The 12,484-nt window shown below is 41.0% G+C and carries 16 protein-coding genes and 1 pseudogene; 16 read left to right on the forward strand and 1 reads right to left on the reverse strand.

Going from position 1 to position 12,484, the window contains the following annotated elements; genetic code table 11:
- Nucleotides 1-133: 133 nt before the first annotated feature.
- From I593_RS09450 to I593_RS20840, 8 genes are all read left to right on the forward strand, one after another.
- Nucleotides 134-451, forward strand: a complete 318-nt coding sequence (locus tag I593_RS09450) for a head-tail connector protein (RefSeq protein WP_016167340.1) — start codon at nucleotides 134-136, stop codon at nucleotides 449-451.
- Entirely contained in the window at nucleotides 448-780 is a 333-nt protein-coding gene (locus tag I593_RS09455) for a phage head closure protein (protein ID WP_026440993.1), read from the forward strand. Before I593_RS09450 ends, I593_RS09455 begins: the two co-directional genes overlap by 4 nt.
- A gap of 3 nt (nucleotides 781-783) precedes the next feature.
- Nucleotides 784-1,242 (forward strand): HK97-gp10 family putative phage morphogenesis protein, encoded by a 459-nt coding sequence (locus tag I593_RS09460; protein WP_016167342.1) that lies wholly within the window; start codon nucleotides 784-786, stop codon nucleotides 1,240-1,242.
- Entirely contained in the window at nucleotides 1,239-1,610 is a 372-nt protein-coding gene (locus tag I593_RS09465) for a DUF3168 domain-containing protein (RefSeq protein WP_016167343.1), read from the forward strand. The genes I593_RS09460 and I593_RS09465 overlap by 4 nt, the downstream gene beginning before the upstream one ends.
- 201 nt (nucleotides 1,611-1,811) lie before the next feature.
- The gene (locus I593_RS09470; protein ID WP_016167344.1) at nucleotides 1,812-2,342 is read left to right on the forward strand and encodes an antA/AntB antirepressor family protein; all 531 of its coding nucleotides are present in this window, start codon (nucleotides 1,812-1,814) and stop codon (nucleotides 2,340-2,342) included.
- A 106-nt stretch (nucleotides 2,343-2,448) separates the two neighbouring features.
- Nucleotides 2,449-2,916 (forward strand): phage tail tube protein, encoded by a 468-nt coding sequence (locus tag I593_RS09475; protein ID WP_016167345.1) that lies wholly within the window; start codon nucleotides 2,449-2,451, stop codon nucleotides 2,914-2,916.
- The gene (locus I593_RS09480) at nucleotides 2,916-3,446 is read left to right on the forward strand and encodes a phage tail assembly chaperone family protein, TAC (protein WP_016167346.1); all 531 of its coding nucleotides are present in this window, start codon (nucleotides 2,916-2,918) and stop codon (nucleotides 3,444-3,446) included. Before I593_RS09475 ends, I593_RS09480 begins: the two co-directional genes overlap by 1 nt.
- 17 nt (nucleotides 3,447-3,463) lie before the next feature.
- Nucleotides 3,464-3,661 carry a hypothetical protein gene (locus I593_RS20840; RefSeq protein WP_081401261.1) on the forward strand — a complete coding sequence of 66 codons (198 nt, stop codon included), beginning with the start codon at nucleotides 3,464-3,466 and terminating at the stop codon, nucleotides 3,659-3,661.
- A gap of 6 nt (nucleotides 3,662-3,667) precedes the next feature.
- On the opposite strand, the gene I593_RS09485 is transcribed toward I593_RS20840, so the two are convergent.
- A complete protein-coding gene (locus tag I593_RS09485; RefSeq protein ID WP_026440992.1) occupies nucleotides 3,668-4,081 on the reverse strand; it encodes an Arc family DNA-binding protein in 414 nt (137 codons plus the stop codon).
- Nucleotides 4,082-4,197: 116 nt separating this feature from the next.
- Between I593_RS09485 and I593_RS20645 the strand changes: the two genes are divergently transcribed.
- The 8 genes and pseudogenes from I593_RS20645 to I593_RS09520 all read left to right on the forward strand — a co-directional run bounded on the left by I593_RS20645 (nucleotide 4,198) and on the right by I593_RS09520 (nucleotide 12,484).
- On the forward strand, nucleotides 4,198-4,356 hold the full coding sequence (locus I593_RS20645) for a hypothetical protein (protein WP_016167348.1): 159 nt from the start codon (nucleotides 4,198-4,200) through the stop codon (nucleotides 4,354-4,356).
- Nucleotides 4,353-5,344, forward strand: a pseudogene (locus I593_RS19785) (KilA-N domain-containing protein). The gene I593_RS20645 and the pseudogene I593_RS19785 overlap by 4 nt, the downstream one beginning before the upstream one ends.
- Nucleotides 5,345-5,433: 89 nt before the next feature.
- Nucleotides 5,434-5,850 carry a hypothetical protein gene (locus I593_RS09495; RefSeq protein ID WP_016167350.1) on the forward strand — a complete coding sequence of 139 codons (417 nt, stop codon included), beginning with the start codon at nucleotides 5,434-5,436 and terminating at the stop codon, nucleotides 5,848-5,850.
- Between the two features lie 82 nt (nucleotides 5,851-5,932).
- On the forward strand, nucleotides 5,933-6,460 hold the full coding sequence (locus tag I593_RS09500) for a hypothetical protein (protein WP_016167351.1): 528 nt from the start codon (nucleotides 5,933-5,935) through the stop codon (nucleotides 6,458-6,460).
- A 60-nt stretch (nucleotides 6,461-6,520) separates the two neighbouring features.
- Nucleotides 6,521-10,081, forward strand: coding sequence for a transglycosylase SLT domain-containing protein (locus tag I593_RS19790; protein ID WP_016167352.1), 3,561 nt, complete (start codon nucleotides 6,521-6,523; stop codon nucleotides 10,079-10,081).
- 24 nt (nucleotides 10,082-10,105) lie between these two features.
- Nucleotides 10,106-11,314 carry a hypothetical protein gene (locus I593_RS09510; RefSeq protein WP_016167353.1) on the forward strand — a complete coding sequence of 403 codons (1,209 nt, stop codon included), beginning with the start codon at nucleotides 10,106-10,108 and terminating at the stop codon, nucleotides 11,312-11,314.
- Entirely contained in the window at nucleotides 11,311-12,228 is a 918-nt protein-coding gene (locus I593_RS09515) for a phage BR0599 family protein (RefSeq protein ID WP_016167354.1), read from the forward strand. The genes I593_RS09510 and I593_RS09515 overlap by 4 nt, the downstream gene beginning before the upstream one ends.
- A 10-nt stretch (nucleotides 12,229-12,238) precedes the next feature.
- Nucleotides 12,239-12,484 (forward strand): hypothetical protein, encoded by a 246-nt coding sequence (locus tag I593_RS09520; protein ID WP_016167355.1) that lies wholly within the window; start codon nucleotides 12,239-12,241, stop codon nucleotides 12,482-12,484.

Genomic DNA, 12,484 nt, shown 5'->3' on the forward strand with positions numbered 1-12,484 from the left:
GAGCAGCCAGAGCAGCCAGAGCAGCCAGAGCAGCCAGAGCAGCCAGAGCAGCCAGAGCAGCCAGAGCAGCCAGAGCAGCCAGAGCAGCCAGAGCAAAAACCAAAAGCTAAACGTGGTGCAAAGGGTAAAGTAGATGAGCCAATTTCTGACGCTGGAACAGGTGAAGCTGAATCTTAAAGTTGATCATGATGAAGAAGACGATTTAATCCTTTCTTTAATCAGAGCAGCTTTTGATGCCTTTGAACAGGAAACCAACCGCAAGCTTTATGAAGTTGGAGCAGTAATTCCAGAAGATGTACTAAATGGAATGATTGTCACTGATTCAATTATTCAAGGTGCCCATATGTTGATTGGGCACTGGTATAAGAATCGGGAATCGGTTGGCACAGGTACTGAACTTCCAATGGCAACTGCTTGGCTTTGGAAAAAGCATCGATGGGTGAACACATGACATTAGCAGCAGGTGATCTATGCCACCGAGTCACGATCCAAAATAAAACCAGCACTTACGATGAAAACAACTACGAAACAGATCCAATCTGGACTGACTTCAAAAAGCTTTGGGCTAAGGTTGAGTTTTTATCAGTTAAAGACTCAATTAATGCCAAGGCTGCTGGTTCACAAACTACAGCACGCTTAAAACTACGTAAACGTAGTGATATCACCACGGAAATGCGCGTGCTTTGGGATGGATACACCTTTCAGATTGTTTCGCCGCCTAAGCCTGACAATGAGAACGGTAAGATCTACATGACGTTGGAGCTTGCAGTAATGGAGTAGGCTATGGTTGTTGAGGTTGAAATAACGGGGATGGGTGAAATTGAGCGAAAGCTCAGAGCCTTGGCTAATCCACGTTTAGCAAAAAATGCTGCAAGGCGTTCAGCGCGTAAAGCTATGGCAATTGTCCGTGATGCAGCACGTATGAATGCTAAAGGTATCGACAACAGGCTCACTGACGAAAAGATTTGGAAAAATATCGCAATTGCAGCAGGTAAATCGCGTGATGCGAACACAATTATGATGCGTGTAGGCGTGAGAGGCGGTGCATCATTTTCAAATCCAAATCCACCAAGTCTAAGTGGTGGCGATACTCGACATTGGCGCTGGATAGAGTTTGGATCGGCGCATAATCCACCTGTACCATTCATGCGACCCGCTTTAGAAAACAATATTCAGGCTGTGACTGATTCATTTGCACAAAACTTTAGTGCTGAACTCGATAAGGAACTTGCAAAACTATGAATATTCTCCCTGTAGTTCCAACGCTAAGAGCAGATCCAAATGTCACAGCGTTATTGGGAAATAATCCTTTAAAAGTTTTTGAAGATATTGCTCCCACTGGTACTGCATTTCCTTATGCAGTTTGGTCGGTTGTGACTGCAAATCCTGAAAACAACTTGGACTGTGCAGCAAATATTGATCATGTGTCTTTCCAGATTGTTGTTTATGACAGCAATCAAAAGCGAGCTTACGATATTCGAGCAGCCATTCGTACTTCGCTTGAACCATATTGTTATGTGACTAGTATTCACCCCAACCATTTTGAGCGAATTCTCGATACCAATGTTTTTGGACGTGGGTTTGATGCGAATTGGTGGTTGGATCGATAGATATTCAAAATAGGAAAACTGGACAAATCGCTATTTTTTTCGATGAAAGAATAAGCCTTACAGAAATGTAGGGCTTTTTTAATGCCCGCAATTTGGGCAAACCACTGGCTAGGTTGATCCCCGAAAGGAAGATGGTCGTTTCGACTATTCATTGCATCTTCTTGCCAGTGTTTTTTTTTAATGAGTAGTCGGAGCAGATCAATGAATGCAGCAGTAAAGATTGAAGGTGGAACTCCGTTTATAGAAGTAGAATTAAATGGGAAGGTTCAACTGGGTGTGAATGCGCGTGATTTACATAGAATGCTTGAAAGTAAGCAAGACTTTTCTACTTGGATAAAGCGCCGTATTGCACAGTGCGGTTTTGAAGAGAATTATGATTTTATCCTGATCCACCAAAAAGTGGAGCAGGTGTCTGGTGCAAAACATTTGGTTGAATACATTATTTCAGTAGATATGACTAAGCATCTAGGAATGATGGAGCGCAACCATAAAGGTCATGAGATTCGAAAATACTACATTGAACAAGAGGAAATGGCGCGCCACTTGAAAGATGGCATCCAATTGCAAATTGGAAAAATCACAGCTCAAGTAGAAGTCATTACTCAGTCACTATCTATTGCAGGACGCTTTCTTTCAGTTAATGGAAAGCAAACAAAACCAGCATTATTAAAAGAACTGGATGAGCTAATTAATCAGGCTCAACCAAGTTTGGATTTTGAGGGTGGAATTTGAAATGCGACCCTTTTAAATTCCGCATCTCAAATGCTGAAATTAGAAGTTTAAAACCAATGCCACCTTCGGGTGGCTTTTTTATGCCTAAAAAGAGGAGTAGCTACTCATGGCACGTATTAAAGCGCAACGTACGCAAGTATTTGCTGTTATCGCAGGTGCAGTTGTACGCTTCAGTTGCCCTAAAGCATTTACTTTTGGAGATGATTCCTTTTCTAAGATTGATGCAACTTGCTTGGATTCTGACACGAAGGATTATGAGCGCGGTTTACGAGATCCTGGTGAAGGTTCCATTCAGATTGACCTAGATGATGAAAACGCAAGCCATTTACAGCTTATCGCGTTAGCTGATTCTGGTGAAAAGGTTGAGTGGTATGTTGGTTCCAGTCATAACCAAACACCGCCAACTTATGATGTTACGACAGGTATTGATCTACCTGAAACACGAATTTGGTGGTCTTTCCAAGGCTACTTAAACCCAGCAGCACCAACCGTTGAACAGGACTCATTAATTGGTTATACCTTCACCTTGGTACGTACATCCGCTGTCATCACAACCCCGCGAGTGATTCCATAATGGCTAAAACAAATCTTAAAGCCCTTCGAAAAGTTACCCAAAGTGGTGCGCCAATTGAGCGAACAGTAACATGGAAGGTATTTGCTACAGAAGAGAACCTTGAAGACCTTAAAGAGCTTACGAGTAAATCGGAGATGACTGTCGGTGATGAAGTTGAACTTGAAGGACAGGTCTTTATTAAGCGACTTTCATTCATTGCTCAGCAAGAAGTAGCAAAGGCTTTTGAATGGGATGTCGTGACAAACCCAGATGGCCCAGTGTTAAAAGAAATCAATGGTAGTCGTTTGGTCGCTTCACGTTTGATTGGTTCGATTTGTGAAGATGGGAAAGGAACGCCGTTTTTCACTTCACTTACTGATGTATATACTTCTGATCCAAAGTTCATTGATGCGGTATATCAAGAAGCTGACAAGGTGAACAACTTTACGGGAAAGTCACCGAAGAAGAATTCGAGCGAAATGAATTCTGGTGCGAACTTGTCCTCAACGGAATCGGTGGAAGTACCATCGAAGAAGCGCAAGCAAACATAAACAATGCTGAACTAAACATTTGGAGAGCCTACCGTAAAAAGTATGGCTCTTTATTTTTTGGGCGTAGGCTCGAACATGCTTTTGGTAACTGGACAGCGCATTACACTAGCTTGAAGATTCACAAGGAAGTAGATCCTTATGACTTCATGCCAAATGAACAGCGTAAGGAAATATCTCTTGAAGAATATATGGAAGCTAATTTTGGTACTGGGTGAAGCACCTTAGGGTGCTTTATTGCTTTCAGGGATATCTAAAAATTGCAAAGATTTATATGTCTCCGCGTTGCTCTTTTTCAATCTATGCATTTCTGCTTTCAATACTTTATTCACTTGAAGTCGATGCTCTAAAAATTGAATCATTTCAGGGTTTTTTGTTTTTGAAAGTGAATCCTCGATTTGAGATATAGCTTCATCGTAATTGCTTTCCAAGCCAGCACAATATGTTGCAAGAAACATATGTAGATTTTTTTCAAAAAAATCGTGGTCGTAATTCTTTTTTTCAAAAGATTCTTCTAAGCGAGCAATAATTTCAGCATTAATTGAGCGGTTCTGCTCTTTGGCGGAATTCATTACCTTGTCCCTTAGGTCTTCAGGCCATCGCAATTTATATTGAGGCTCTTTCTGGTTTTCGCTCATTTGGAGTGATTACACCTTAAAGTTGATAAATTTATAATAAAGTACCTCTATGATGTTGACAATGACATAAGAGAGGTACATTATAAAACGTACCTAAATGATGTTAAGGAGATACCATGAGAGTACAACGAGGTCAGCAATACAAAATGCGGTTTTTAGACAACAAAGACCATGAAAAGCTAAAACTGAAAGGTGAGCAGGAAGATCGGTCGATTAATTATTTAATTAATCAAGCCATTAAAGAGTTTTTAAATAAAGAGAGTGCGAAAGCATGAAATCAACAGACAACAAAAAAGCCCCTAACTATCTTGGCGGATACGGAGCTTGATTGATGTCAAATCACAGTGAGCATTTAACATGTCTAATTTAACACAAAATTTCTTAAACCCAAACAATCAGCCTTTAGTTATTGGTGAATTTACTATTCGTCAAGATGATGAAGGGCGTTATTGCTTGAATGATTTCCATAAAGCGAGCGGTGGTCTGGATAAGCACTCGCCATTCCGTTTTATGCGTATAGAACAAACTAAGGAACTTATTGAGGAAATTGAGAAATATACTCAAACACCAGAAATGGTGCTTGGTGAAAATTCTCAAACCTCAAATATGAGGAGTGCTGCAAAAGTTATCCATGGTGGTAACAATCGAGGTACTTACGTTGTCAAAGAGCTTGTCTATTCATACGCCATGTGGATTTCTGCAAAATTCCATTTAATGGTGATTCGTGCATACGACTCATTGGTGATGCAATGGAAAATTAATGATCGCCAATCCATCTCACCAGAACAGTGTGGAATTTTATACAACATTGTGCATACACGCGCAGGTGGCAATCAAAGCCTAATCAAACAAATGTGGAGTCGTTTAAAAAACCATTTTAAATATTCTGCAAGCTATCGTGAGTTACGTGCGATTCATTTTGAAGATGCTAAACACTACTTAGAGGTAATGGACTTAAAGGGTAATACTGGAAAGCATGAATCTAAAACCCCATCATCTTCGAACCGCTTGGAAGACCTTGCCTACAATGTTTCTATGAATATGCTATGGGCGAGTGGTTGGTGGCTATGCTACCGAGATGCTATTCAATTGCTTAATCCTCAAATGTTTTCTGAAATAGAAGATCGCTTTAAAAGTGGGTCTACTTATGCATGCCTAATACTAGGTGGAGAAAAAAGCAAAGAAACAAATGCACGTATTGCAGGGGTTTTTCCATTTAACGTACCAGTACGAGACCGTTGCGCATTGTTGCGGTATAAGTGAAAAACATTATTAAGACAGCCTCCTTCGGGAGGTTTCTTTTTGACCAAATAATTAGTATCTTACCCTTGCTTATAAAAAGGGGTAACTTCATGAAAAAATTATTAGTTTTGGCAGCAGTTGGGCTTGGGTTGTCATTAAGTGGCTGTGCGGTGCGAGTTGCGGATTTAACTGTAGCAAGTACGAAGAACTACAATTTAAACTCTAATCAGTTTGTGAAAGGTGAGCGAGTTTCCGCGGATGACTCAGTTCCAGTTATTTTATTCCCGCTTGGCATTCCTGATATGAAAACAGCTATGGACAAGGCAATTGAAAAAAATAACTGTTCAGTAGCTTTAACTGATGTGGTCATTACTAGTCTTAATTATGCATTTTTAGTTGGTAAAATTGGGTATCGTGTTGAAGGGAATCAAGTTATCGATACCAATCAACCTAATTGTGGAAAAAGTAGAAATTTAGCTGATTTGAGCAATGAACGACCTTTGATTTTATCAAAGCCAGCATCATAAGAAGAGCAACCGCCTACATGGCGGTTTCTTTTTGACCGAAGAATTAGTATGTTGTCTTGAATTATAAAAATTGAGGGCAATCATGCAGAAAATTTTAATACTTGTGCTGTCTCTATTGAACACTGTAACTTTTGCAAATGAAATATATGCAATAAAAGATGAGACTGGGGCGACATATTTCTCAGCCAATCCACCCAAAGATCCAAATCACACAATAGAAAAAGTCGAGTCGTATAAATCTTCTCCACTATTGGATTGGAATATTAATTGTACTAAAGATAAATTTAATGGAAAGAAAATTTGTTCATTATCAAAGTATCACAGTGATTTGATGGTCAATATTATTAATGGAAAATACAGTGTTTATATTGGAAGGGATCATTATCCAAATTCACAAAGTGCAATAAAGATTGATGAAAATACACCAATTTATGGGGATGAAGGGTTAAGTCAAACACCTCAAAAAGCTATTGAGCAAATGAAAAAAGGTAAGGTCGCTTATACCCGATACAAAGAATGGCCATATGAATACAACCAAGACGGTGAAACCGATTTAACAGGTTTTTCTGAAAAATTTAGTGAAATGTTAGAGAATTACAAGAAGCTCTAACCAACCTATAAACACCCAAACCTCGCAATAGCGGGGTTTTTTATTGCCTGAGGAAAAGTTATGGCAGCAGCTTCACTGGGCAGACTAACCCTAGATTTAGTCGCAAAAATTGGTAACTTCATTGAGCCAATGACAAAGGCAGAGCGCCAAGCGCAAAAATCAGGTAAAGGAATTGCAGATAGCTTTAATGTGGCAACATTGGCAGCAACTGCATTTGGGGCTGTTGTAGCAGGCATGTCTATTGGTGGTTTAGTAGCTTTTGCGGATCAAACCATCCAAACAGGAAGTGAAATAAAGAAATTTTCACAATTAGCAAATACTTCTTTTCGTGACTTTCAATACTACGCAAAAGGCGCTGAAACTGCAGGTATCTCAATGGAGTCCTTTGCGGACAAAATGAAAGACATGCAGGATCGTATTGGAGATTTTCAACAAACAGGTGGTGGACCATTAGCGGATTTCTTTACTAATATTGCACCATTGGTTGGGGTAACTATTCAACAATTCCAGAAACTATCAGGACCTCAGGCGCTACAGCTTTACTATGACTCCCTTAAGAAAGTTGGAGCCACTCAGAATGACATGAAGTTTTATATGGAGGCGATCATTTCTGATTCCTCTTTGCTTCTGCCATTATTAGAAAATGGTGGTGCAGGGTTTAAGAAATGGGGGGATGCTGCTGAACGTGCAAACGCAATTCTGTCAGATGAAATGGTTCAAAGCCTTGCATTAGCAAAAGAGAATGTACAGCTATTAAATTTACAATGGGAAGGTTTGCAAGCCACTTTTGTGAATGCTGTCGTGCCAGTGGTTCAAACTGTCTCAGACAACATGGGAGATATTAAGGCAGTAGCAGTTGCTGTTGCAGCTGCTATGGCGGTAAAGCTTGTGCCTACGGTGATTGCTACCAGTATTCAGTTAGCACAATTAACCGCATTTTCAGTCCGTGCAGGAATAGGCTTGGTTGGATTGTCTGGATCAATGGGCGCGCTGAGTGGAGCAATGGCTTTTCTTGGTGGTCCCGCTGGATTAGCGATGTTGGCTTTACAAGGTTTGGCTGCTGGGGCTGCATTCTTATACATGAAGAAATCTAGTGATTCATTAGACCCTTCTTTGAGCACCCAAGGCAAATCCATTGCTGATTTAACAGCAGAATATGAAAAGTTAGATGCCACACAAAAGCGTGTACTTACACGAAAAGCAACTGATGAACTTAATGAAGCCAATAAAGTTTATCGGGAACAAAAGAATGAGTTATTAGGGCTTATTGATGCTGTAACACGTAATTCACAAGTTTCTGAAAAAGAGCGAGGTGTGGCTGCGCAACTTTTTGAACAGTATCGACAAGGTAAAATTAGTTCTAACGATTTGGCTACTGCCGTAAATAGCTTGGCTACTGTAAGCGATGCTGCGAAATCAAGTATTGATAGAAAGGCAGAGGCTGTTAGCAAAGAGTCAGATGCTGTCAATAATGCTAAGTCAATTCTCAATGTCTATAGCGGGAAGGTTAAAGAAAACACCAAGACCAATCGAGAAAATGCAAGATCGATATCAGAACAAGCCAGTGCATTATCAACACTTACTCAAAAGCAGCGAGAAGCCCTAAAGGATATTCAGGATCAAGTTGCTAAAGCTAATTATATTGATGCGAATATGGCCGCAGGATGGAGTCGAGAAAAGGCTGAATACTATGCAGATTATCGTCAAAATGCTGGATTAAGTTTTACTGGCGCATCTTTATCTGAATTAGAGAAGAAGCAAGTTGAAGCGGGTTATAAGCTTGAACAGCAAACCAAGGCACGGGAAGAGTCTGAAAAGAAAATTGAAGAGGCTAAGCGAAAACAGATTGAGCAAAGCCAAAAGCAATATTCTTATAGCGCTTCTGAGCTGAAGATGCTGCAAAAAGTGGCTGAAATTAATGCCAAGTTTGGATTGGATAAAATAGGCTCTAAATACGGTATTCCTGAGAATATGCTTGCGGCTGTCATGGCCCAAGAATCAAAAGGGAATATCAATGCTAAAAGCCAAACTGGTGCAATTGGACCATTTCAGACAACGAGTATCTATAGAAAACAACATGGTCTTTCAGTAAGTGACTCTTATGACGTATCAAAAGCGGCTGAAGCAGCTGCTAAAGATTTAGCTTCTTCTTATAAAATATTCGGAAATTGGACTGATGCTGTAACAGCTTACAATGCTGGTGTTAATGGAACTCAAAGCCTACTAGCAAAAGGTTTTACTGGATCAGCGGCAAAAACCAAGGAGGCACTAGAGTATGCAGGAAAGGTTGATAAATGGTTAGTTGGTCTCAGCGGATCTTCTGAAAAAGGATCTAGTCTATTAACAAAAGATGCTGCGACAGGATTAAAAGCATGGGGGGATTACTGGGCTGAAATCGAGGCAATCAAGGCTGAATCGCTGGAGCGCCAAAAGTCTGTTACACAAACCTACTTCACTGCAGAAGAGCAAATGGCCGAAGACAATAAGGAGAAGTTACGCCTTATTAACGAAGCATTTGCAGGCGATAAAACTGCTATCGAGAAGTACACAAAACTTCAGCAGCTAGCCTATCAACAGGATGTTGAAAACTATCGCCGTGCCCAAAAGGAAAAGTTTGATGCCTCAAAAAATGACTTACTTGGACAATTGGCCAATGCTGAAGATGCAATTTCTCTATTTGGTGTTGCAAGCAAGTACGGCAAGAACTCACTTCAATATCAGAATGCAAGTTTAGGTATTACTTCCAAGCAGGCTAAAGCTGCTGAATTTGATCGCTATACAAATAGCGTTAATCAAATTGGGAATGAATATGGTGCACCTGATGAAGTTGAAAAGCGCTATGAGCTAATTGAGTTAGCCAAAAAACTTCATCTTGAAAACATGAAGATGATGGATGCGGAGTATTTTGCTAGCGCCAAGCAAATGTCTTTGGATCAATATCAGCAACAGCTTGATATGTGGCAAGGGCTACTAGCCAACGGTCAAAACACCTTTTCCCAACTTACACAAGCTGTTCAAAGTAGTGCAGGGGAGCAATCTACCGCTTACCAAATCATGTTTGCGGGGCAACAAGCCTTCTCGGTTGCTTCATCAATGATGGCTGCTTGGACTGCATACACTCAGGCGTTTGCAGATCCAAGTGCTATGACTCTACCTCAGAAGTTTGCAGGCGGTATGGCTGTAATGGCTGCTTTGGCACCCGCCCTGGCAACTATTTCATCCATAGCAATTGAAGGATTTGCTGACGGTGGCTTCACTGGTTACGGTGGTAAATATGATGTTGCAGGTTTGGTTCACCGTGGTGAAGGTGTCTTGACCCAAGAGGAAATTGCAGCATTGGGTGGTCCAGCAGGATTCTTTGCATTACGCCAGTCTATTAAAAATGGATTTGCAGATGGTGGATTGGCTTTGGATGCACCAAAAGTTCTGAATATGCAAAATCCGAAAATGAGCGGATATATACAGCAGGCTCAACAATCATCACAAGCAAACGTTAATCTAAATCCAAACTTTGTGATTGTGGATGAGCGTCAGAATTTAAGTGATTATCTATTTAACCCAGATGGAACCAAAGCCTTTGTGAAATTCTTTAAACGTAATCGTGCAGCCTTGGGTGTATAACCTGATGCTTTTTTTGAGGACAAAATGAAAATACAAACGTCATATGGTGAGGTGCATGTATTAACAAATTGCCCTCTGCTTGAATCCACAGAACGGCTTGAGTTCTTAACTGAAGTGCATGAAGCCTTTGATGGTAGTGAAGAGCGTAATGCATTACGTGATGCACCGCGTCAGATCCTCAGTTTTAAGTATGTGCAAATGCAGAAAGTCATGGGTGATCTATTCCATATGCTGTATGCAAATTTGCGTAAGTATTGGGGCATACCGCTGCGACAGGTGAAACGAAGCATTCCCGATATTGCCGATGATGATTTCATTATCCTGGACACTACACCCACTCAAACCGACTTAAAAGTCGGTTTTGCTTTTATAGAGAGTAGTGAAGGTATCCAGGTGGTCGAAATTACCGAGATCGGGCGCTATATCATCACCCAAGAGGAAATCCGAGATCCTGAAACCAATGAAGTGATTCAGCCTATAGAAACTGAATATCAAGACGGCTTTCGACTTTCAGCAAATATCACGGTAACCAATGCTGTGATGATGCCTTTGCGGATCTGCATTATTGATGGCGATGCCTCAATCAATGCAGGTGGCTTCTGGTCCAATGCTTCAATGGTCTTTCGTGTGATTGCTGATGATTTACCAGAACATGATGGCGATGTGCCAACGCAGTACTTGGGCGATGATATTTACTTCAATCCTTTGGTTTTGGATGGTGATTCTTTAGAGATGACCTTGACCCAGCAGCAAAGCATTGTGGATGGCACGATTGGTGGATTTCAGCAATTTACCCATCATGCCAAGCCACGTTACATGAAGCCTTTTAAGTCAGTACTGAAAGACTGGTCAGAATTTCATGAATACCGACGTTTTCTGTTTCGACGCATGGGACGTTTAAAAGCATTTTGGATGCCGTTGTATGAAAAGCACATCCACATTGCAAACACAGGCATGGTTTATAACGTCCTGAATACTGATACAGCGTATTTCTTGGAAGCGGATCGAAAGCATTTAGCCATTAAGATCAATGATGTTTGGACAGCGCATGCCATTACTGCCAGAACAGCAACGACTTTGACAGTTTCACCCGCTTTGAATCTGCCTGTGAGCGATATTCAAAAGGTCTGTTATTTAGGTCTACATCGCTTTGATGCTGACCAAGTTGAATTTCAGTTTTTAGGTGCAGGAATCACACAAGTCACGGTGCCAATAACGGAGCTATCTTCATGAAAACACGTGTCGAACTGTATCAGCTTAAGCATGGGGATAAGACTTGGAATTTTACCAGTGCACGTAAAACTGTGACTCACAACAGTATTGAATATTTACCAGTTCGCGGCTTACAGCGTACTGTGATTGAAGATGAAAGCATTGATAAATGTGATACCGAAGTGACTTTTCCGCAAATTAATTTGCTTAATGCAGATGGGGATGATCTGAAAGCTGTATTCATTAACAAGATATTCTATGGCGGGGTAACGATCACCATTTTAGAGCTGTTGAATGATGAAACACTTGTACTGCATAAAGGTCGAGTAACACAGCCAAAGTTTGATGAATCTGCAGATACGATGACTTTGGTCTGTGAGACTGGGGAGTCTTACTTAAACCGCAATATTCTAACGCGGAAGTTTCAGGCCACATGCCCAAATTCAATTTATGACCGCTTCTGTGGTCTTTCTTTTGAACAATGGTCCTTTGATGTGACCGTTACTGCGATTAGCGGTTTGAATATCACATTCACAGTGAACCCGACTCAAGTTGTCGATGAGAATGGCGACCTCGTGTTTGAACAAGTACCTGTACTTGATGGTGAGGGTAACCCAGTTCTGGATGGTGAAGGCAATCCGACATATGAAAATGGTGATCCAGTGATGGAAACAAAGACTTATGCAGACGGCTATCTGTATCTTGGCTTGCTGGTCAAAGATGGTGTGCATACGCTGTTGACCACAGGGTCTGGAATTGGTGCAAAACTCTTTCGGCAGTATGTCGGGTTGCAAGTAGGTGATGTGGTGCGTGTTGCACCTGGTTGCGATCAATCCTTGAAAACCTGCCATGAGAAATTTGCCAATAATTTACGGTTTGCTGGGCATCCATTTATTCCGAATAGCAACCCAATTTATACGCAATTAATTAAATGAGGAGAGTCAAATGGTTATTGCACCTTGGGTAATTTACGCCATGCTTGCGTTGATGGTGGCTACGGCAGCATATAGCTACTACACCATGCGCAAAATGCAAAAGAAAAATAAGCAAGAGGCTAATCAACTGGATGGAACGATTGCAGATGAAGGCACTTCATTTTCTGACATTGCAGGCAGTCCGCACATGTATGGCAACATGACGCATATTTGGGGGCAGCGAACTACGCCAATTAAATCCAAGTCAGGTAAGTAA

This window comes from Acinetobacter tandoii DSM 14970 = CIP 107469, from assembly GCF_000400735.1.
In the GTDB taxonomy this organism is placed as follows: Bacteria; Pseudomonadota; Gammaproteobacteria; order Pseudomonadales; family Moraxellaceae; genus Acinetobacter; species Acinetobacter tandoii.

Excerpts from the sequence above, each read along its gene's own strand:
- I593_RS09515 (WP_016167354.1), top strand. The coding sequence starts at position 11,311 with ATGAAAACACGTGTCGAACTGTATCAGCTTAAGCATGGGGATAAGACT.
- I593_RS09480 (WP_016167346.1), top strand. The coding sequence starts at position 2,916 with ATGGCTAAAACAAATCTTAAAGCCCTTCGAAAAGTTACCCAAAGTGGT.
- I593_RS09475 (WP_016167345.1), top strand. The coding sequence starts at position 2,449 with ATGGCACGTATTAAAGCGCAACGTACGCAAGTATTTGCTGTTATCGCA.
- I593_RS20645 (WP_016167348.1), top strand. The coding sequence starts at position 4,198 with ATGAGAGTACAACGAGGTCAGCAATACAAAATGCGGTTTTTAGACAAC.
- I593_RS09500 (WP_016167351.1), top strand. The coding sequence starts at position 5,933 with ATGCAGAAAATTTTAATACTTGTGCTGTCTCTATTGAACACTGTAACT.
- I593_RS09485 (WP_026440992.1), bottom strand. The coding sequence starts at position 4,081 with ATGAGCGAAAACCAGAAAGAGCCTCAATATAAATTGCGATGGCCTGAA.
- I593_RS09465 (WP_016167343.1), top strand. The coding sequence starts at position 1,239 with ATGAATATTCTCCCTGTAGTTCCAACGCTAAGAGCAGATCCAAATGTC.
- I593_RS09520 (WP_016167355.1), top strand. The coding sequence starts at position 12,239 with ATGGTTATTGCACCTTGGGTAATTTACGCCATGCTTGCGTTGATGGTG.
- I593_RS09455 (WP_026440993.1), top strand. The coding sequence starts at position 448 with ATGACATTAGCAGCAGGTGATCTATGCCACCGAGTCACGATCCAAAAT.
- I593_RS09460 (WP_016167342.1), top strand. The coding sequence starts at position 784 with ATGGTTGTTGAGGTTGAAATAACGGGGATGGGTGAAATTGAGCGAAAG.
- I593_RS09495 (WP_016167350.1), top strand. The coding sequence starts at position 5,434 with ATGAAAAAATTATTAGTTTTGGCAGCAGTTGGGCTTGGGTTGTCATTA.
- I593_RS09470 (WP_016167344.1), top strand. The coding sequence starts at position 1,812 with ATGAATGCAGCAGTAAAGATTGAAGGTGGAACTCCGTTTATAGAAGTA.
- I593_RS09450 (WP_016167340.1), top strand. The coding sequence starts at position 134 with ATGAGCCAATTTCTGACGCTGGAACAGGTGAAGCTGAATCTTAAAGTT.
- I593_RS09510 (WP_016167353.1), top strand. The coding sequence starts at position 10,106 with ATGAAAATACAAACGTCATATGGTGAGGTGCATGTATTAACAAATTGC.
- I593_RS19790 (WP_016167352.1), top strand. The coding sequence starts at position 6,521 with ATGGCAGCAGCTTCACTGGGCAGACTAACCCTAGATTTAGTCGCAAAA.